We start from the raw sequence: 20058 nt of genomic DNA, 5'->3' as shown, positions 1-20058 counted from the left end.
CACCTCATTCTTTATTTTCAAGCACAAAAGATTTGACTAAATCTAAATTGCGTTTAATCGTTACATTTTTTCTCAATTTTTGCAGGTAGGCGCGCATGATTTCCGTTTGATTTTCGCCCTTGTACTCTTCTTCCACATGCTTTTTAATTTGCTCAAAAGGCTGCGGTTGCGCGTCGATCTTTCCTTCCACGCGAAACAGGCCGTACACATTTTCAATTTTCAGCGGACCAATGATTTTGCCCACCGGGGTCTGCCAGAACTTTTCTTTTAATTTGCCAAAACGATCCAGCTCGGCGTATCCGGTTTCTCCGTCCTGTTTTGCCGTCCAGCCTCTTAAAGAATAGGTTCGGGCCAGCTGTGCAAAGTCGGCGCCGTCTAAAAGCTGTTTTTTAATCTTCAATGCCGTTTGTAAATCGGCGACCAGAATCTCCCGAACATTGATTTTGCGGGGTTCTTTAAACTTCCAGATATTTTTGCGATAGTATTTTCGCAGAACGGAATCCGGTACCGTGGTGTTTTGCAAAACATACTTACGTTTGTACTTCAGGTAAAGATTGTTCCTGGCATTGTCTAAGGCATGTTTCACTTCCGGTAAACGGGCATATCCCTTCTGTTCCGCAATCTTCAATAGCTTTTGATTGACAATGAGCCCCTTAATGGCTGCTTTCAGCTTTTCTCTGGAATCGATCCGCTTGCGGTGGTATTCCGGAATTTTCTTAATGGATGACAGCAGTGCATTTGCGGTCCACGCCTCCACCTGATAGCGAACGACGGTCTGCCCCAGATCCAGCGGTTTTTCTTTGTTCTTTTGTTGTAACTGCCCCTCGAGCGCCCTGAACAGAGCGTCCACCGCCTGATCATCGAATTGAAAGGCTTTAAAATCGACCACCTTTTGCAAATACTCTTTTTCTGCCTGCTTTCTTTTCGAAATTTTTAAAAAGCGGATAATCTGGCCCTTTTTCTTGACGTACTCCGTTTCCGTTAAAATGGGCACGCGTTTCCGATCTTCTATTTTAATGATGCTGTAGCCCTGAGCCGTTTTAACGGGTTTCGAAATTTCACCGACCTTCATCTGGTAAGCGGCGTCTTCAAAGGCCGGATCCATGTCGCCCCAGGTAAAGTAGCCAAGGTAGCCTCCGTTGCTCCTCAGGGTCGAATCCGTAAACACCTCTCTGGCCAGCGAATCGAACGATGCCCCCTTCATCAATAACTCGTACAAACGATTGGCCTCCTCTTCGGTGGGAGCGTACAGGTGACGAGCCGCAATTTTTTCATTTAAACGCACAAAAGCCTGTCTGGCCTCCTTGTCCGTTACCCGAATCTTAGAATAAATGTCATCTTCTTTTAAATAGGCCAGCAACATCTCATTCTTTACCCAGGCCATATCGTTTTGAAATTCCTCGCTGTTGAGGATGGCGCGGTTATCATCATAATGCTTTAGCAAAATTTCATTAATCATGTTGCGCAACACCCCGAGACGCAAAAACAGATTGTCTTTTTGATAGGTTACCTCCAGATATTCCTGGTACCTGTTTTTGTACTGTTCTAAAGGGATGGCGTACTCGCCGACAATGGCCACGGTCTGGCCGTCGAGCTTTACCGTTTTTTTACAACCCGTTAACCCAAAACTGAGAATAACAACCGCTAAAATCCATGCTTTTAGAGCGTTCTTCATATCTTGATATTTACATTCTTTTTAAAATAGTACCCTGTTTGCCCGCTAAACGAAGCTCAAGACGGTGGTCCTGCACGGGAATTTTTTCTCCGCTTAACACATCGCGCCATTTCTGCCCGCCTATTGACTTAAGCGTCACCATTTGAGGCCGATTGTGGTTGTTGATGACGATTAATAGCCGATCCTCACCTAAACTTCTGGAAAAGGCTAACACATCCTTGTGGTCATCAACATAAACCATTTTCATTTCGCCTCTGCGCAGGGCAATTTCCTTTTTTCTTATGTGGATTAAAGCTTTGTAGTAATGAAACAGATCGTAATCAAAATAGACCGAGTCGGCCGGCCTTGGCTGTTGATCCACCGTAACCGTTTCCGGATCGTAAACCATATCGCTCCAGACCATGGGCTTGCGGCAATCCGGATCGTCTCCGCCCCACATGCCGCTTTCCGTTCCATAATAAATCATGGGCGGCCCGGGGTAGGTGAATTGAAACAGAGCGATCAAACGCTGTACTTTACGCTCATCCGCATTGGGCTTTCTGATCTGGTACTGCGGGTTGTCGTATGGAGAAACGTTTTTGTCGTAAAACAGATCAGGATTAACAATGTTTGAAGCCAGCCGGTCGGTGTCATGGCTATCCATTAAATTTAATAATTGAAATCGAAAACGCGGGCTGTAACGTTCGTCCAGTTCTTCCAGACGTTTGGCAAATTGCGTGGCTGTAATCTTTTTTTGCCGGTCAATGAAGTATTGTGTGACCAGGGCTGCCCATTGATAATTCATCACCCCATCAAATTCATCGCCCTGTAACCATGGCGATGGATTCATCAACCGATCGTTTTGCCAATCTTCCCAGAAAATTTCGCCAGTAATGTAGGCCTCCGGATTGATGGATTTAACTTTCAGTCGGAATATTTTCCAGAAATCGTGATCTACCATTTCGGCCACATCCAGCCGCCAGCCATCAATGCCATCTGAAGGGTCCCCATCGTTGTTGGGGTCCATCCAGCGTTCAACAACAGCCAGGATGTGTGTTCGGATGGGATCAATGAGGCCGTGGTCATCCTCTTTCAACTCTGGTAACTCGGGTACGCCATTCCACCCTTTGTAACGAAACTCATTTTCCGGAGTAGAAGGATCGTCCCATTGTAAAACATAAAACCAGTCTTTAAACGGGGATTGTGGGCCATTCTTTTTTACATCTTCAAAAGCCCAGAAGGTTTGCCCGACATGATTAAATACCCCGTCAATAATAATTTTCATTTGCCTCTGATGGGCGTCTTTAATCAGCTTGAGAAACAGGCTGTCGGCTGTGGTCCATTGCCAGGTAAGTGGGTCTGAAGGATTTTCTTTCTGGATGATCTGTCGATCCCGGGCGGGATCAGGACCAAAATTGTCGTCAATGTGAAGATAAGTGGCGGCATCATATTTGTGCAAAGAAGGCGACTCAAAGATAGGATTCAAATAGATGGCATTGATGCCCAGGTCTTTTAAATAATCCAGTTTTTCAATAATTCCCTGAATATCTCCTCCGTAGCGTCTGCGTTGTAAGTTGTAAGCCAGGCCCCGACTATTTTTAGCTTCCCAGGGCTGTAATTTGTACCAATCTGCTGTCCAGGGACTTAAATGCCATTCCGAGGTGGTGTCGTGCGGATAACTACCAAAAAGCGATTTTTTGTCAGGATCGTTATAGGGATCGCCATTGCGAAATCGTTCGGGGAAGACCTGGTAGAAAACGGCATCAGCAATCCAGGAAGGTTGCGGCTCTTCTATAGTAGAATAGTTGACTTTACAGCCGGCGACAAACAAGATTGCTAAGAGCAAAAACCAATGCTTGGCCTGTGGAACTCCGGTCATCCATCCATTCCAAATTACCTGGTACAAATTAGTAATACAGAATATAGTTACTAATTTCCAGAAATGAAAATTTTTTTTAGCATTTTCTTAACAAAAAATTCACTTTTAGGTCTGATTTTTACATTCATGAATTCAAATGTAAGCACCAAAGTTTTAACAAAATAAAGTCTGGATTTAAAATCAATCACAAATGAAGAACAATTTTTTAGTTCCCATTTTTGAGGTTATTAATAGGGAAGCGGAGAGGCTACCATTAATAGACCACAACAAATCCCAACAGGTCGCTAAGGAGAATTTGTAGCGAGACTCTTTATTTTTTGAATTACTTCAAGAGGAGACACTTGCGTGGTCAGAAGACCGGTATTTGCGCTTTGTTATCGGTTCAAAAAAGTTTCTTAAAAATATTCTTTCTAAACTTCTCGCGCAAAAGGTATGCGCCGCTAAAGCATTTAGGCTAAACCATTAAAACGTCCCGTAGGGACGAAATAATCATAGCCCACCGCGTCAGCGGTGGGTAAAGCAAAAGCACAAAAAACATGGATCGTCCTGTAAGGACGAAATAGGAAACCGTTTCTACGGTTTACACTTTTCCGTGTTCAATTCGTGTTAATCAGCGGCCAGAAAAAGCGTAAGCCTCAAATATTCATTTGTAATTTTAACCTGCGATAATCTGCGCCATCTGCGTGAACTAAAAATCTATGGGCCCTTCGTGACTTCTCTGCTTGTCCCCGAAGATCGGGATTTCCGCTTCGCTCCAACCGGTGGCCAGACCTGTCAGGCTGCGCCTTGCCAGACGGGCCTGTCCGGCTGCGCTTGCCAGACGGGGGCTCTCTGTGGTTATTAAATCCCCGCGGAAATGTTTTGGTTGCGGCTCTGCGGCCTTACATACGATTTCGTTAAAATCAAGAATTTATTCAATACGTCCCGGGCTATACCAGCGAAAAATGGTGATGCCTGCCGGCGTGCTAAGCCACAAATCCACGTCATCTACGTCAATGCGGAAAACGGTATTGTGGGCCAGCCCATCGCGTGTGGTGTACAAATACCAGTAGTTTTGATCAATGACGTATTTCAACAGGCCTTCAGACGTGGCAAACCAGACATGCCCCCTGGTAAAAGCAATATCGTAAAATTTAAAACGAATTTGCGTAAAAGAATGCCACTGCTTTGTAAGAGGATCGAAAAAGGCTACGCCGTTTTGACCGGCAAACCATAGGGAGTCATGATAAACCCCGATGGCCCCAATCTGCACGTCCATCACAGAAGAACCCGTTTTTAAAAGGGTAAGCGAGTCCAGATCCGGAAAATACTGGTAAATGCCGTAAGGCGTGGCTAATAACAGCGAAGAATCCGTGGCGGCCAGGCGGTTCACGCGGATGTTGTTCAGCTTTCTGTTTTTGGTGCGATTAATGACGTCGTAACCTACATCCATCCAGTTGAAGCCGCGGTCGCTGGCAATAAATAGCGTGTTTTTAAAAATGAGCAAATCATTGATCTTTTCAGAAAGCAAACGGTTACGCCGTGTAAAGGTTTCCCAGCGTTTCTTCTTTTTATCATAACGCACCAGGCCCTGCTGCGAGCCAAAAAAGATGTAACGTCCTTTACCGGTGAGCGCGTGAACGTCATCGTCGTAAATACCGGGCACCAAGCCCGCTTCAAAATATTCCCAGGATTCTGGATCCCCCTTCCACAGGCAAATGCCGGAAGGTTGATAGCCATTGCTTTCCCCGCCGATCCAGATGTCTGGGCCATCAAAAAACAGATCATGGGCGTAAATATTGGGCAGCGATTGCGGAATGATCTGCAGAGTGTTGTCTGTCAGGTTGGCCATTGCCGGACCCAGGCCATCAGTGGCGATCCACAGCCGATTGAATTTATCGGCTACCATCTGAGATTTGATGTGAAAAATACGATTGAAGGGATCGATGATTTCATCCGGTGGGCGGAACAGATATCTTCTGCCTGAAAAAAAATCAGGTAGTTCGCGGAACGAAGGCCGGTAATAAGGCGGAAACAGATACGATTTGCGGTTCTTTTTAAATTCCGTGACTTCCACATTTAATGGTTGTCTGTGGGGCGGCATCTTCCCTTCATAGGGTTGCCAGTAATTGAAACCGAAGTCAAAAACATCAATACCCCGCGGCGTTTGAGCGTAGAGTTTACGATTGTTTTCGTCGTAGCTCAGTTTTAGGATAGCGTTGCTTCGCAATCCGGAACTGGTGGTGAAAGGGTAGTCCCAGTAGTCCTCATAGAGATGATAGCGTAAAATGCCACCGAAACGCGTGCCAAAGTACACATAATCTTCACCAATCTCAACGGCCGTAATATCTGTTCCCGGTCCATAGGTAATCCAGTCATCAATATCGTAATGCGTAAAGCGATCGAAATACATGGTTTGCACGACCTGCGCTTCAGAGACGGCTCCCAGCGCCAGCAGATAAAAGAAAATGAGAATCACTGTTTTCATGTTTTCACCGATACTTTGCTGCGATTTGATTAATCTTGGCCTTATTGGCTTTGTCATATTTAATAGTCAGGTACAGATATTGATCGTCCGACGATTTTTCCAGAATTTTAGCCAGAGGGTAGATGAGATGCTCGGCTGCCCCCCGCTGATAATTGAGTCGAATGCGTTGTACCTCGTATTGTTCTTCAATGCATTGCAAAAGACGTTGTCGCAGGCGCTGCAGACCAATGTGTCGGGCCGCAGAAATGAACAAGGCCTCCGGATGCAACAAACGCAATTGATCCAGAAGGTTGTGGTTTTTCAGGCGATCGACTTTATTGAAGATCAGCAAGCGCCTTTTGTGAGCCAGGTCTAATTCATCCAGAATTTGATTTACGGTTTGAACATGTGTTTCAAAATGGGGATGAGTTACATCAACCACATGCAGCAGCAAATCCGCTTCAACGGCCTCGGACAGGGTGGTGTGAAAACTGGCTACTAAGTGGTGCGGAAGTTTGCGAATAAATCCCACCGTGTCGCTCAGGAGAATGGTGGTGTTGGGGTTCAGCTTCCAGCGCCTGACCGTAGTATCAAGAGTGGCAAAAAGCTGATCTTCAATGAGCACATGGGCATCGGTCAGGGCATTCATGAGCGTCGATTTGCCGGCATTGGTGTAACCGATCAGAGCGGCGCGGAACATCTCCTGGCGCTGCTGCCGTTGCACTTTGTTTTGATGGGCAATTTTTTCCAACCGCTCTTTTAAATGCGAAATGCGCTGACGCACTAAGCGACGGTCTGTTTCCAGCTGCGTTTCGCCAGGCCCTTTGGTGCCAATGCCGCCCACCTGCCGTGAAAGGTGCTGCCATTGGCGCGTCAGGCGGGGCAGGTAGTAGTTTAACTGGGCCAGCTCCACCTGCACCTTGGCTATGTTGGTCCGGGCATGCAAAGCAAAAATGTCTAAAATCAATGCCGTGCGGTCAATCACTTTTACTTTGGTGATGTTCTCAATATTGCGCACCTGGGCGGGCGTCAGTTCATCGTCAAAAATCAATAAATCGATATCGTTTAGAAAAATAAACTCCGCAATTTCTTCGATTTTACCCTTGCCAATAAAAAAGGCGGGATCAGGAGCAGGACGTTCCTGAATGAAGGTTTGAACAATTTGGGCCCCGGAGGTTTGCGCCAGGGCGGCCAGCTCGGCCAGATGATCTTCTACTTCCCAGCGGGGCTCTCCCCGCTGAACCATGCCTACCAATACACAGCGTTCAGGCTGCTGATCTGTTCGGATTATTTTTGACAGTCCTCCTTTTGATTACACCTATTTTAATTAATTTACTCAAAAATGCAAGAGATTTCTCGAGTACCAAATCATTAAATTTTTTCAAACTGAATTGGTTCCCAGCCCCCACTCTATTTCTTACCTTCGATTTTTTGCCAGAACCTTCTTAACGCCTGCTCAAAGTCGCTTGTTATTTCAATATCGTCGTTTTTCTGGAACCAGTATTCGGGCAGCAGCACATTAAATCGTTCGTCCGCAAAACGGTCGCCGATCAACAGCACCACCCCACGGTCGCTTGCCGAGCGAATCAGCCGCCCCACGGCCTGAATAACCTTGTTCATGCCCGGATAAATGTAAGCGTACTCCTCACCCATGTGGTAAGTTTCTTCGTAGTAACGACGTAACAGTTCCCGTTCAAAGCTAATCTGGGGCAAAGCCGGGCTGATCACAATTACACCGATGGCCATTTGCCCGCTAAAATCCACGCCTTCGCTAAAAATACCGCCCATCACTCCCAAAAGCAAATGGGGCGTTGCTTCCTCTTTTAATTTTTTCAGAACAGCTTCGCGTTCAACGCTGTTCATGCCCGGTTTCTGGAGAATTTTTTCTCCGGACACATTGTTTAGAAAAACGTTCACCAATTGCAAAAAGTCGAAACTGGGGAAAAAGACCAGGTAATTTCCTGGCTTAACAGAGATCGCTCTCTGGATGATGTCAGCGATTTTGGGAGCATTGGCCGCCCGATCTTTGTACCGCGTGGAAATCCCGGGAATCACAATCAGTTTTCGGTTTTCCAGGGGAAAGGGCGAATCTAATTGTAGAAAACGCGTACGCTCTGCAGAAAAGCCTAACAGGGTGCGAAAAAACTCCATAGGGTCAAGAGTGGCAGACATGGCAATAACGCTGTGAAAACGCTCGATGATTTCGCCCAGGTAATGGGCCGGATCGCAACATTGGATGTGCAAAATCCCCTGCTCCTGCGCGTCAAAATAGGTTACAAAGGCTCGATCTTCAATGCGCGCGATGCGTACAAAGCGACGCAACTGGTAGTAAAACAGTTCCAGAGGATCATCAATAATGATTTTTTTGGTGCGGATTTTGTAAATCAGATAGCGAATGAAAGCGGTTTCGAACTGATGAAAGGCGTCGTTCCATTGTTCCAGATTTAATTGGGTCAAAAAATATTGCTGGTGTTCATGGTTCAGTTGACCTTCCTCGTGCAGCCGATCCAACAGGTTCTGAATGGCCTTAAGCGCTTCACTCAACTGCCGGAAAACTTTGGTTTTCTGCTGCTGCGTAAAAGAGAGCAGTTCCGCTATTTTGCGACGTTCAATTTGCGGCGACAGGTAGTTGATCCCGCGGTCGTACAGATTGTGGGCTTCATCAACAATCAGAATCCAATCGGCAAAATCTTTGTTTAGAAAAAGACGACGCAATTGGGCCGCCGGATCGAACACGTAATTGTAATCTCCGATCAATAAGTCAATGTGCGGTAGCAGGTCCATGCTGACTTCAAAGGGGCAAAGCTGCTGGGTAGCGGCCTCGGCTGAAATTAAGGCCGGATCAATGAAATCGTTTTGCAACAGATGGGGCAGCAGGTTGCTGTTTAATAAGCGTTTCTGGTAATCTTTAATGTAGGGGCAAAAGGCCTCGTGACAAAAATGGACGTCGTTTAGGCACATTTTTTCTGAAGCGCTGATGACCATGGCTTTGAGAGGCAGACCCTGGGCAATCAAAGGCAAAATGGTTTCCACGGCAATGCGTTGCTGGGTGGTTTTTGAGGTTGTAAAAAAAACCTTTTTGTTGTTCAGGTAGGCAAAGCGGATGGCCGGGTAAAGGGCGGCGGCGGTTTTTCCCGTACCGGTCGGCGCCGAAACCATCAGATGTTGCCCGGTTTCCAGGGCATCTCTGACCTGTTCCATCATTTGCTGCTGCTGGGCTCGCTTTTCCGGCAGGTCAAAACCAATCGTTTGAATGATCGCCTGCCGTTGGGCCAATTGTTGCCGCTCTTCCAGTATGCGCTGATAGATGGCTTCCAGACGTTGTAGTAAAAGACGCTCAACGGACAATCGATTGTAGGCAACAGGAAAGGTGCGCTGCTGATCGTTTATCAGATTAACCAGAATCAGAAAGGTACGAACCTCGATGCCTTCAAATTCATCCTGCAGGAGATAGGCGTAAAAAAGCAGTTGTTCGCTAAAATGGGGATATTGTTCGATCTTTAAGCGCTTAAATTCCGCCGGGCGCAAAATGACCGATTTAATCTCTTCAACTTCCATGCGTTCAGGTAAACGGTAAACGCCGTCAATGCGTCCCTGAATGTGAAAGTTGAAGTCGCGGTAAGTGTAAGTGCGATTAACCGAAAATTCGCGGTGAAACAGCCCAAAATGTTTTTGTTTGGTTTGTTGAACGCGTTTGTGCGCTTTTTGCCCCAGCGCGCCCCGTTGAGGGAGTGGAAAAGAAGAGATGATGGTTTGATCTGGCGGAACATGAACCAGATCCCGAACGGCCAGAAAGATGTCGTTATGTTCTACGCGAATAGCCATGTTATTCTAAATCAATGGAATCAATATCCGGCGCCTGAAGCGCTTCGTCCATCAGCTGAATCAGGTCGTGCAGGCCCTTGGCAATCTCTTTATAAAAATTGAGCGTGGAAGTCCTGTAAATGGTCGCACACAGTTGAGGAATGGGCCTTTTCAGGAACTTCTGGTAGAAATCCAGAATCCATTCCTCTTCTTCGTAGTCCAGAATAGAGGCAAAATATTCCAGCACGTGCGTTACAAAATCCGGATGTTCGCCGCTGTATTGAGAAACGCCCGCGTCAAACAACCGTTCTTCCAGTTCGCTTAAATCGTGTTCATCCGTCCAGTTTTCCAGTTGTAAAGAGATGAGCGGCGCTTGTTCTTTACGCGGCGTAAAAAGACGCGTGTACTCCGCTTGCAGGGCCTTCATCTCCTCGCCCTGGTAGTGGTTGATGATGTCCAGAACCCGAGAGGCTACCGTATTGTCAAATGGGTTTTCGATGTTGTTTTCCATGATGCGGAACAAATGTTGCAGCTCGTGAGTCATTTCGTCGTACGGGTAAGTTAAGGCCCGGGCGTAAAAATTAAACGCGCTGGCCAGCACATTACGGTTAAATTGACTGTACTTCATCTTGTTTTCTTTATTTTGTCTTTAAGTTTTTTTGAACTTAATTAATCTTCACATTTGGGTCAATCAGCTTTTCAACATCCTTTTTAAAAGAAAAAGCTGTTCGAAAATTTTGTTCAGATTGAGCGCTTGCTCCAGAAAAATTATTGTTTTTCTTGCGAAAAGGCTTCATTGCGCAACATTTTAACCATGTCGTAAGGCGCAGGTTCCCCTCCCAAAAACTTATGAAACCAGTCCAGATGGGCATTGTAGTAAAAAGGCATGGACTTAACATAGTTAGGCCAGTGCCCGTCATTCTTAAATACGATCAATCTGGAAGGCACCTTCATCTTTTGCAAAGCGGTAAAAAATTCCAGACTTTGCGTGTAGGGAACGCGGTAGTCTTTTTCTCCGGTAATCACCAGACAGGGCGTTTTAAAGTGCTTAACGTAGTTGTGTGGCGACGCCTTGTAGTAATATTGCGGATTGCTCCAGGGCGTTCCTCCCAGATCCCATTCAGGAAACCACAGCTCTTCGGTTGCTCCGTACATGGCCGGCAGATCATAAACGCCCATCATGGCAGCCAGAGCCTTGAAACGTGTGGTGTGTCCTTCCAGCCACATCATCATGTAGCCGCCCCAGGACCAGCCCATGGCGCCCATACGCGTTGAATCGACAAAAGATAGATGAGCCAGAGAGTCGGTAACGGCCATGATGTCGGTGTAAACCTTGCCTTCCCAATCACGCGAAATGGCCTCGGTAAAGGCCTGGCCATATCCGGTTGAACCATGGGGATTGGGAAAAGCCACAATGTAACCGGAGCCGGGGTACACCTGCCAATCGCCGCGAAAGGCATCTGCCCACTGGTATTGCGGACCGCCATGCACATTTAAAATTAAGGGATAGCGTTTATTTGGATCAAAGTCATGGGGCGTAATGACAAATGTGTGAATTTTTTTGCCCGTTGGGCTCGGAATCCAGAGCTCCATGGCCGGACGGATATCTACCGAATCCTCAATGGTTTTGTTTAAAAAGGTGAGTCGCTCTTCTTTTTTTCGCTGCGCCCGGCCTTTGATTTTAACGCGTACCAACTCCGATGGACTGGTAATGCCTGAACGGCTGGCAACGATCCATTGGCCCCGCGGATCGATGACGTAACTGTTAATGGTTTTCAAATCGGCGATCTTTTGCGTCGTTCCAGAAGAGAGGCTAACCCGGTAAAGCGGAAAGTGGCCCTGTTCATGCACACGAAAATAGACGTACCTGCCATCGGAAGACCAGCGATAGGTATCGGTCCAGTTATCAATCCCCTGGCTTAAAACCGTAATGGAATTGGTTTTTAGATCGTAGAGCGCCAAACGTTTCAAATCGGATTCGTAACCAGGAACCTTTTGCATCTGGAAAGCAATGTAACGTCCATCCGACGAAAATACCGGCTGCCCGTCATAGGCCGGATTATTTTTGGTCAAATTTTTAGGTCGTTCTGGATGCTGCAAATCGATTAAAATTAAATCATGGTTGGTGGAACTGGCCTCATCATTAACCAGTTTACTTTCCACACAAACAAAACGCCCATCTGCGGAAACATCAAAAGTACCCCACAAAGGCGGATAATCATGATCAAACGGAGTAATGTCTTTGTATTGATGCGTTTTAAGATTAAAAACGATCAGATGATTTCGTTTGCCATCCTTGTAAAACGTCCAGTGGCGATAAAGCAGGGCATCGGCCATGTGGGCCTGCAGGGGCCCGTTTTTTAAGTTGTCAGCAATGCGTTTATTGCATTGGGAATCGGCGCCACATTCCGGGAAGACGCTGCTGCTGAATAAGATGGCCTTTTTGTTCAGCCATTGCACCTGTTGCACGCCCATGGCAAAATTGGTCAACCGGCGGGGTTCTCCGCCATCCACAGATAGAACCCAGGCCTGAGGCCCATGTTGCCGCGTTGAGATGAAGAGAATTTCCTTGCCGTCATCCGACCAGTGTGGGCTGTAATCTGCAGCAGGGTTAAAGGTCAGTCGTTTCTGATTACGGCCGTCGGCATCCATCAGATAAAGCTCTGAATTGGACTGGCCTTTTTTAAGTTTGTAGGAAGTTACAACAAAGACAATTTTTTGACCATCCGGTGAAATTTGCGGTTGTGAAACGCTTTTTATTTTGTACAGGGCCTCGATACTAAAAGGCGCTTTTTGGGCCAGGGCAGCTGCCATAAAAAATAAAATGATTGGTACAATTTTGGGCATGGAATCCTCCATTTAATTACGGATTTCAAGTTAGAAGATTTTCCTGTCTGTCGCAACAATTTTCTCTGAAAAACCCGTGTCGATCCAGACAGAATGTGGTAAATCGTTTCCGTTTAATTTTAGAAGGTTAATAAAAAATAAAATGTCCATTTTGGTTTGACTTTAATTTTTATTGTTTTGTAAACTATTTCAGAACATAAAAACTAAAGGGTTTCATCATGAAAAAACGTTTTCTTTTAAGCGCATTGGTGTTTTTTGTATTAGCTGGTTGCAGCACAATGAAGCAAACAAAACAGGTCAACAACCGGGAAAGCGCTGAGCCAAGCATCTCTTTACAAAGTCCGTTGCCCTTCGATAGCACCATCATCAAAGGACGCTTAGCTAATGGATTTACCTATTTGATCAAACAGAACGCCAGACCGGAAAAGCGTCTTTTTTTACGCTTGATCGTAAAAGTGGGCTCGGTTGTAGAAAACGATGACGAGCAGGGCATTGCTCATTTTTGCGAGCACATGGCCTTTAACGGTACCAAACACTTTGAGAAACAACAGCTTGTCGATTTTCTGGAATCTATTGGTATGCGCTTTGGTGCTGATCTTAATGCCTACACCAGCTTTGATGAAACGGTCTACATGCTGGAAGTACCTACCGATTCGCTGCCGCTGGTGGAGAAGGCCTTTCAGATTCTGGAAGATTGGGCCCATAACGTGAGTTACGATCCACAGGAGATTGACAAAGAACGGGGCGTGGTAATCGAGGAATGGCGCCGGGGACGGGGCGCTTTTCAACGTGTGCGCGACAAAATCTTGCCGGTAATTTTTAAAGATTCACGTTACGCTGAACGTTTGCCTATTGGTAAAAAGGAAATTCTGGAAACATTTGATTACCAGGTGCCCATTCAGTTTTACAAAAAATGGTATCGCCCGCAGTTAATGGCCGTTGTAGTAGTGGGAGATTATGATCCCAATGTTTTAAAAGAATTGACCATCCGCCACTTTGCTTCCATTCCCAACCCTCCGCACGCACCTGAGCGAAAATATTTCCCTGTGCCGGAACAGAACCAGACCTTTTTTAGCCTGGCTCAGGATCCTGAATTACCCATAGCTCAGGTGGAAATCGACTACAAGAGTAAACCGGATACGGAGAAAATCGTTCTCGATTATCGTAAAGGGATCATTCAAAACATTATTGCCCGCATGCTGGGCGAACGATTGCAGGAATACACCAATAAACCCAATCCGCCGTTTAATTTTGCAAATAGTTACATGGGGCGGTTGGTTCAAACCAGGCAATTATTCTCCATTAGTTGTGCCGCCCGACCGGAAGATATTCTGGCCGGTTACAAAACGTTGCTGATCGAAACCAAACGGGCCCGGCTCCATGGCTTCATCTCTGCGGAACTGGAACGCCAGAAGAAAAGCCTTTTAAGTTATCTGCAAAAAGTGTATCACGAACGCAACAAACAGGAGTCGCCGAAGTTGATCAGCGAGTACACGCGCCACGTTTTGTACCAGGAACCGGTTCCGGGCATTGAAAATGAATTTAAAATCGTTAAGCACATTTTGCCCGGCATTACGCTCAACGAAGTCAATTCAATGACCAGGGAACTGCTGCAAAATCCGGATCGCGTCATTGCCGTTTCCGGTCCGTTAAAAGAAGGACTGTACTTCCCCACAGAAGACACCCTGCGGGCGATTTTAAAGGCCGTCGATTCCATGCCGGTCAAACCTTATGAAGAGCAACTGGTGCAAAAAAAGCTGATCGATCACCCCATCCAACCGGGTAAGGTGATTGCGAGCCGGGAATATCCTGAAATTGGCGTGCAGGAATGGCGTTTAAGTAATGGAGCCAGAATTCTATTAAAGCCCACAACTTTTAAAAACGATGAAATTCTGCTGAGCGCCATCAGTTTTGGTGGGTATTCTCTGTCTCCGGATAGTATTTACCTTTCGGCCCGCTTTAGCTCTTCGATCAGAGCCCAATCCGGATTGGGGAAATTTAACCGGATCGAATTAAAGAAATACCTGTCGGGGAAAGTGGTTAGATTTCAGGCGGCCATTTCCAAAGACACCGAGGCATTGAGCGGCCTGGCTTCTACCAAAGATTTTGAAAGTCTGTTGCAAATGGTTTATTTGAATTTTACACAACCCCGCTTTGACAGTGTTGCCTACCAATCCTTTTTGACGCGCCAAAAAAGCTGGCTTAAAACCGTGCGTTTAAATCCCGAAAACATTTACCACGATTCGCTCACAGTCTGGCTAACGCAACATCATCCCCGGTATTTACCGTTAACAGAATCCATGCTCTCCAGGATCAAACTGGCTTCAGCACAGCGTTTTTACCGACAACGATTCGCTAATCCGGGTGACTTTACCTTTATTCTGGTGGGCTCTTTTGAGCCGCAAAAAATAAAGCCCCTGATCGAAACCTACATCGGCGGACTGGCCGGACACGAAGAACATGAGAAGTGGGGATTCCAGGATTACAGCCCGCCTCAACAGGTGGTGGAAAAGAGCCTGCACAGGGGAGTTGATCCCAAAAGCATTAACACGATTGTGTTTAACGGTCCTTTTGACTGGTCTTTTGAAAACGTTCGTGTAGCCCAGTTCGTCAATGATATTCTTGAAATAAAATTGCGGGAGCATATCCGTGAGCAAAAAAGCGGTACCTACAGCATTGGCGTCCGTGGCCGGTACTATCACATCCCCAGACAACGGTACGAAGTAATAATCAGTTTTACCTGCGACCCGCAACGCGTTGACGAGTTGACTGAAGCCGTTTTTACGCAAATTGACAGCCTGGTACAATTTGGGCCGCAAGCTAAAAACCTGGAAAAAGTTCGCGAAATGTACTTAAAAGATTACGAAGAAGGCCTAAAACAGAATAACTTCTGGAAATCAAGACTGGAGTACGCTCTCTTCCATCAAATTGCTCTGGATCATGTGTTGAAGATGGATGACATTTACCGTTCCATTACTGCGCAGGATGTGCAAAAGATGGCTCAAAAATTATTTAACAAAAAGCGCTATTTAAGAGCTGTTTTGTACCCGGAAAATCAAAATTGATCGGGCAACAACGATGAAGATGAAACAGATCGGTCTGTTTTTGTTAGTTGGTTTTCTCCTGTTGGCCTGTCAGCAGGAGAAAACCAGATTTGTTCCCGATGCTATTGCCGATTTCAAGCGCGTCAAAATGCTACAAGGGGAAGAGGCCCGGACGTACATTAATCGTTTGCATTTCAAAAAGGTTGCACCTCAGAACAATGTCATTGCGTTTTACCGCAATCAGCAGCAACAACTCATTCTGTACCTGACTTTTTATGAACAAGATGCGGACGCTCTTAAGGACTGGCAGCGAATGGTGCAAAAAATTTCACCCAAAAATTCGGTTTTTGTGCAGGGAAGTGTGCTTCAGATGGGCGACAAACAGGTGTACCGTTGTTTTGGCATGGGGCAAACCCACTTTGTGTTTGTACATCAAAAAGCGCTCATCTGGTTGTCCGTACCAACCGTTGGGTCCATGGATTTGTTGCAGACCTACAACCGCTTGCTGGATTAATCGATAATGATTCATCTGGTGATGACCATTCTGTGTTCTACCAGCATCGCCCTTATCTTAAAATGGAACCACACGTTAAAGGCTTCCGAACTCTATTTATTGATGGGCAACTACCTGATGGCCGCGCTTATTTCATTTTTGTTCTGGAAGCAGCAGGCTACCCCTGTGTTTAGTTGGCCGACCCTTTTTATGGGCCTGCTACTTGGAGTGATGTTTGTTCTGGCCTTTTTTGCCTTTGTAAAAGCGGTAGCTGCGGCCGGGGCTGCCCTGGCCACGGTCAGCGCGCGCTTATCGGTAGCAATTCCCGTTGTGCTTTCTGTTGTGCTATTTAACGAAGCGCCAGGCCGGCTACAAATCATTGGTTTTGTTTTTGTCCTTTTAACCCTTGGTCTGTTTTATTTTTCTCTTCAAAACGGGAAAAAGCAAAAAATTCACTGGCTGGATCTGCTTTACCTTTTTGCCCTGTGGCTGGGTATTGGTTTAAATGATTTCAGTCTCAAAATTTTCCAGGCCTGGCGGGGAATGGGCGAAAAGCCGCTCTTTCTGCTGGCCATCTTCTCCAGTGCATTTTTCTACACCTTGTTGATCATTGTGTTGCGAGGTCTGCCTTTTGACAAAGTCGCTTTTTCTCTGGGCTTATTTTTGGGCCTGCCCAACATGTTCAGCACCTTCTTTTTGTTAGGAGCGCTCAATAGCTTGCCGGCGGTTGTGGTTTATCCTACGGTAAACATTGGCATCATCCTGCTTACAGCCCTGGCTTCCTATTTACTCTGGCGCGAAAAATTAAATACGGCCGGCCTCCTGGCTCTTCTCAGCGGAAGCCTGGCCATTTTTTTGTTAAATCTGAAATATTGAACGATGATCTTGCTTGCGGAATGGGGTTTCAATGCGTCTCGTGCAGCCGTAACAGATTGGTTCCGCCTTGCTGGCGACTGGACCCGGCTACAATCACCAATTTATCTCCGCGTTCAATCCAACGATCCTTTTTAAGCACCTGTTCGAGTTCGTTTAGGTTTTCCGACATAAAAATCTCTTTTTCGACGAAAACGGGGATAACGCCCCAATAGAGACTCATCTTGCGAAAGGTGTGTTGATTGCTGGTTAAGGCCAAAATGGGGGCATCGGGTCGAAAATTGGACATCTTTAACGCGGTGTAGCCGCTGCGTGTTAGAACAACAATGTATCTGGCATTAATCTCATTTGCGCTATGATAAGCTGAATGGCAGATTGAAGTGGAAAAATCGTGTAGAACGTTTTCAAGGCGCTCATCAGGATTAATCCTGAAAAATTGTTTGTGTTTTTCACTTTCCTGAATAATAGCTTTCATGGTGCGTACCGATTCAAGGGGGTAATCTCCAAAAGCCGTTTCTCCGGAGAGCATCACCGCGTCGCTGCCATCAAAGATAGCATTGGCCACATCGGTCGCTTCCGCACGCGTGGGGATGGGATGCACCATCATGGAGTCCAGCATTTGAGTGGCGGTAATGACCGGTTTGTTTTTAAGCAGGCATTTTTCAATAATCGTTTTTTGAACCGATGGGACTTTTTCGGATGAAATTTCCACGCCAAGGTCGCCACGAGCGACCATAACGCCATCCGCGGCTTCAATGATGGCATCAAGGTTGTCCAGGGCCTCGGGCTTTTCCAATTTGGCAATGATGGGAACGGCCTTTTCTGCCATAAAAGCCCGCAGGTCGTAAATACTCTGGGCGTCGCGCACAAAGGAAAGAGCCACGTAATCAACGCCCTGTTCCAGACCAAACAACACATCCTTTTTGTCTTTTTCGGTTAAAGACGGCTCGGAAATTTTGACGCCGGGTAGGTTAATACCCCGCCGATCATAGAGGCTTCCGCCATTTACCACCTCGCAAAGCACATCGCTTTCATTTTTTGACTTGACTTTTAGCTTAATCAGACCGTCGTTGACCAGAATGACATCGCCCACCTGCACATCCTTGGGCAAGTGTTTGTAAGTGGTGCTCACCTGCTGCTCGTCGCCAAAGATTTGTTTGGTGGTAATGATGAACTCCTGGCCAGGCTTGAGGTGAACAGGCGCCTTTTTGAAGCGCCCGATGCGAATTTTGGGCCCCTGCAGGTCCTGTAGAATGGCGATGGGTTTTCCTAATTGGGCCGAGATTTTACGCAGGCGGGAAATCTTTTGCCCGTGTTCCCGGTGCGTGCCGTGTGAAAAATTCAGGCGGGCAATGTCCATGCCCGCTAAAATCAGGTTTTTCAGCATCTCTTCGTCTTCACTGGCCGGGCCAATGGTACAGATAATTTTTGCCTTGTGATCAAAAAAATCTTTCATGGCTTCTTCTAACTTTAATGTAACAAGACATTTGACCAAACTCTAAGTTCGTCAAAAAAGATGGTAAATTAAGTTGTAAATTTAAAAAAGGACTACCAGTGTCAGATGGTCACACAAAACGGGTGCCTATTACTATTTAAATCGTTTCTGACCAGGGAGGAACAACGCCCAGTTCTTTAAGTTTTTCTTCAAATTCCAGTCGCTCTATGTGTCCGGTCAGCTGGCCGTTTTTGTAAACAAGCCAGCCAAATTCTTTAGCCAGAAAAAGCGCTTCTTCTTTGTTGTTGTTGAACAGGGCTTTTAAGATCTGTTTTTCCAGATTTGAAAACGTGGTGGCCTGTACCACATAATCCAGAAAGGCTTCCCAGGTTAAAGGGACCCAGCGTTGCACAATTTGCTCGCCAATAGTGCGGGCGTATTGGCGGATTTCATATTGGGCGTGTTCATCCATGCGTAAATGTAAAAAGTGCAGTAAATTATGTAAATCGATTTTCCAATAGGCTTCGGTGTAGGTGCAAAGCGGTAAATCTTTTCTGGCCTGCTCGCGGGCCACGCCCAATTGCAAACGTTCTTCATAGATTTTACGACTCAGCTCGTGCAGTTCTCTCTCTTTTTGGCTTAATTCTTTTCCTCTTTCCGCATCCAGAAAGCCCTCGCTTCCCTGGCGATTAACAATGGCCTGCAGGCGCCAATTTTCAGGGGCCGTTTGGTAAGCGGCGTCAATGGCAATGGAGTAGCGCGTAGAATATTCATTGACATTGGCCGTTCTGTGTCGGATCCATTGACGCCAGGTATCCATAGGAACCCGGACATGCAGCTTTATTTCGCACATCTCAAATGGCGTGGTGTGCTGATGACGCATTAAATAGCGGATGAGTCCCCGATCCTGATGCCGTTTTTTGGTGCCTTTGCCGTAAGAAACGCGCGCAGCCTGTACAATCGAAGCGTCGCTGCCCATGTAATCCACAACGCGCACAAAACCATCGTCCAGTACTTTAAAAGGCTGACCTAAAATTTCTTCCATGGCCTCAACGCGCGGCCGTTCAATGTTTTCAAATTTTTGCTCCACAATATGTTCCTTCCGTTTTTTGTTCAATTTATTGATCAAGCCGAAAAGACTCAAATTTTTTCAGGGCCCTCTTATTGTTCATAAGTGCGCATTCCATTAGAAAAAATTAACATAAATAAAATCATACGAATTTTTTTAAAGCAGTAAATCCAAGCCAATACAGCCACCACTAAAAACATTTTCGCAGGGATTTAAGCAACCACAGAGAGCACAGAGGACTCACAAAGGGCACAATGAATGTTTTAAATTAAACAATAATTGCCCTCACCCCCTCGATCCCTCTGTCCCAAAATAAAAATCTGGGAGAGGGGGAAAGCAGGTGTGGGAAATTTTATTAATTGTCTGGCAGCTACAGCCGGTTGGAACGAAGTGGAAATCCCGATTCTCTGGGATGGAACATCAAACCATTCAACAAATCAACAATTCAACAATTCAACAGTTTTGCTTCTTCACACTGCATGAAAATCTTCGCACGCTAATGCATTACATCTTT

Annotated in this window: 12 protein-coding genes; 3 read left to right on the top strand and 9 right to left on the bottom strand. The window is 46.2% G+C overall.

The window, feature by feature from the left end:
* Positions 1-4 precede the first annotated feature (4 nt).
* The 7 genes from ACWB0I_RS00115 to ACWB0I_RS00085 all read right to left on the bottom strand — a co-directional run bounded on the left by ACWB0I_RS00115 (position 5) and on the right by ACWB0I_RS00085 (position 12630).
* Positions 5-1675: a peptidylprolyl isomerase gene (locus ACWB0I_RS00115; RefSeq protein WP_479385987.1), complete on the bottom strand. Its 1671-nt coding sequence runs from the start codon at positions 1673-1675 to the stop codon at positions 5-7.
* Positions 1676-1685: 10 nt separating this feature from the next.
* The gene (locus ACWB0I_RS00110) at positions 1686-3533 is read right to left on the bottom strand and encodes a glycoside hydrolase family 13 protein (protein ID WP_479385986.1); all 1848 of its coding nucleotides are present in this window, start codon (positions 3531-3533) and stop codon (positions 1686-1688) included.
* A 910-nt stretch (positions 3534-4443) separates the two neighbouring features.
* Positions 4444-6000, bottom strand: a complete 1557-nt coding sequence (locus ACWB0I_RS00105; RefSeq protein WP_479385985.1) for a ligand-binding sensor domain-containing protein — start codon at positions 5998-6000, stop codon at positions 4444-4446.
* Positions 6001-6004: 4 nt separating this feature from the next.
* Positions 6005-7267 carry a GTPase HflX gene (gene hflX, locus ACWB0I_RS00100; RefSeq protein ID WP_479386020.1) on the bottom strand — a complete coding sequence of 421 codons (1263 nt, stop codon included), beginning with the start codon at positions 7265-7267 and terminating at the stop codon, positions 6005-6007.
* Between the two features lie 122 nt (positions 7268-7389).
* Positions 7390-9804: a helicase C-terminal domain-containing protein gene (locus tag ACWB0I_RS00095; RefSeq protein ID WP_479385984.1), complete on the bottom strand. Its 2415-nt coding sequence runs from the start codon at positions 9802-9804 to the stop codon at positions 7390-7392.
* Between the two features lies 1 nt (position 9805).
* Positions 9806-10411 carry a hypothetical protein gene (locus ACWB0I_RS00090; protein ID WP_479385983.1) on the bottom strand — a complete coding sequence of 202 codons (606 nt, stop codon included), beginning with the start codon at positions 10409-10411 and terminating at the stop codon, positions 9806-9808.
* A gap of 140 nt (positions 10412-10551) precedes the next feature.
* The gene (locus tag ACWB0I_RS00085; RefSeq protein WP_479385982.1) at positions 10552-12630 is read right to left on the bottom strand and encodes a S9 family peptidase; all 2079 of its coding nucleotides are present in this window, start codon (positions 12628-12630) and stop codon (positions 10552-10554) included.
* Positions 12631-12848: 218 nt separating this feature from the next.
* Here ACWB0I_RS00085 and ACWB0I_RS00080 point away from each other — a divergent pair, with 218 nt between their 5' ends.
* The 3 genes from ACWB0I_RS00080 to ACWB0I_RS00070 are packed head-to-tail and all read left to right on the top strand — an operon-like array spanning position 12849 to position 17043.
* Entirely contained in the window at positions 12849-15695 is a 2847-nt protein-coding gene (locus tag ACWB0I_RS00080) for a M16 family metallopeptidase (RefSeq protein WP_479385981.1), read from the top strand.
* 13 nt (positions 15696-15708) lie between these two features.
* Positions 15709-16188: a hypothetical protein gene (locus tag ACWB0I_RS00075; RefSeq protein WP_479385980.1), complete on the top strand. Its 480-nt coding sequence runs from the start codon at positions 15709-15711 to the stop codon at positions 16186-16188.
* A 6-nt stretch (positions 16189-16194) separates the two neighbouring features.
* Positions 16195-17043 (top strand): hypothetical protein, encoded by an 849-nt coding sequence (locus tag ACWB0I_RS00070; protein ID WP_479385979.1) that lies wholly within the window; start codon positions 16195-16197, stop codon positions 17041-17043.
* A 28-nt stretch (positions 17044-17071) separates the two neighbouring features.
* Here the strand turns inward: ACWB0I_RS00070 and pyk are convergent, their stop codons facing one another.
* Together pyk and thyX are read right to left on the bottom strand one after the other, a co-directional pair.
* A complete protein-coding gene (gene pyk / locus ACWB0I_RS00065; protein ID WP_479385978.1) occupies positions 17072-18496 on the bottom strand; it encodes a pyruvate kinase in 1425 nt (474 codons plus the stop codon).
* Between the two features lie 136 nt (positions 18497-18632).
* Entirely contained in the window at positions 18633-19568 is a 936-nt protein-coding gene (thyX, locus tag ACWB0I_RS00060) for an FAD-dependent thymidylate synthase (RefSeq protein WP_479386019.1), read from the bottom strand.
* Positions 19569-20058 lie beyond the last annotated feature (490 nt).

The sequence above is a fragment of the Caldithrix sp. genome (genome assembly GCF_056497305.1).
Note: the sequence above shows the minus strand (reverse complement) of the source record. Positions and strands in the feature narration are given on the sequence as shown.

Coding starts and splice junctions, on each gene's coding strand:
- ACWB0I_RS00095 (WP_479385984.1), bottom strand. CDS start 9,804: ATGGCTATTCGCGTAGAACATAACGACATCTTTCTGGCCGTTCGGGAT.
- ACWB0I_RS00115 (WP_479385987.1), bottom strand. CDS start 1,675: ATGAAGAACGCTCTAAAAGCATGGATTTTAGCGGTTGTTATTCTCAGT.
- ACWB0I_RS00110 (WP_479385986.1), bottom strand. CDS start 3,533: ATGACCGGAGTTCCACAGGCCAAGCATTGGTTTTTGCTCTTAGCAATC.
- ACWB0I_RS00075 (WP_479385980.1), top strand. CDS start 15,709: ATGAAGATGAAACAGATCGGTCTGTTTTTGTTAGTTGGTTTTCTCCTG.
- ACWB0I_RS00105 (WP_479385985.1), bottom strand. CDS start 6,000: ATGAAAACAGTGATTCTCATTTTCTTTTATCTGCTGGCGCTGGGAGCC.
- ACWB0I_RS00070 (WP_479385979.1), top strand. CDS start 16,195: ATGATTCATCTGGTGATGACCATTCTGTGTTCTACCAGCATCGCCCTT.
- ACWB0I_RS00085 (WP_479385982.1), bottom strand. CDS start 12,630: ATGCCCAAAATTGTACCAATCATTTTATTTTTTATGGCAGCTGCCCTG.
- ACWB0I_RS00080 (WP_479385981.1), top strand. CDS start 12,849: ATGAAAAAACGTTTTCTTTTAAGCGCATTGGTGTTTTTTGTATTAGCT.
- pyk (WP_479385978.1), bottom strand. CDS start 18,496: ATGAAAGATTTTTTTGATCACAAGGCAAAAATTATCTGTACCATTGGC.
- ACWB0I_RS00090 (WP_479385983.1), bottom strand. CDS start 10,411: ATGAAGTACAGTCAATTTAACCGTAATGTGCTGGCCAGCGCGTTTAAT.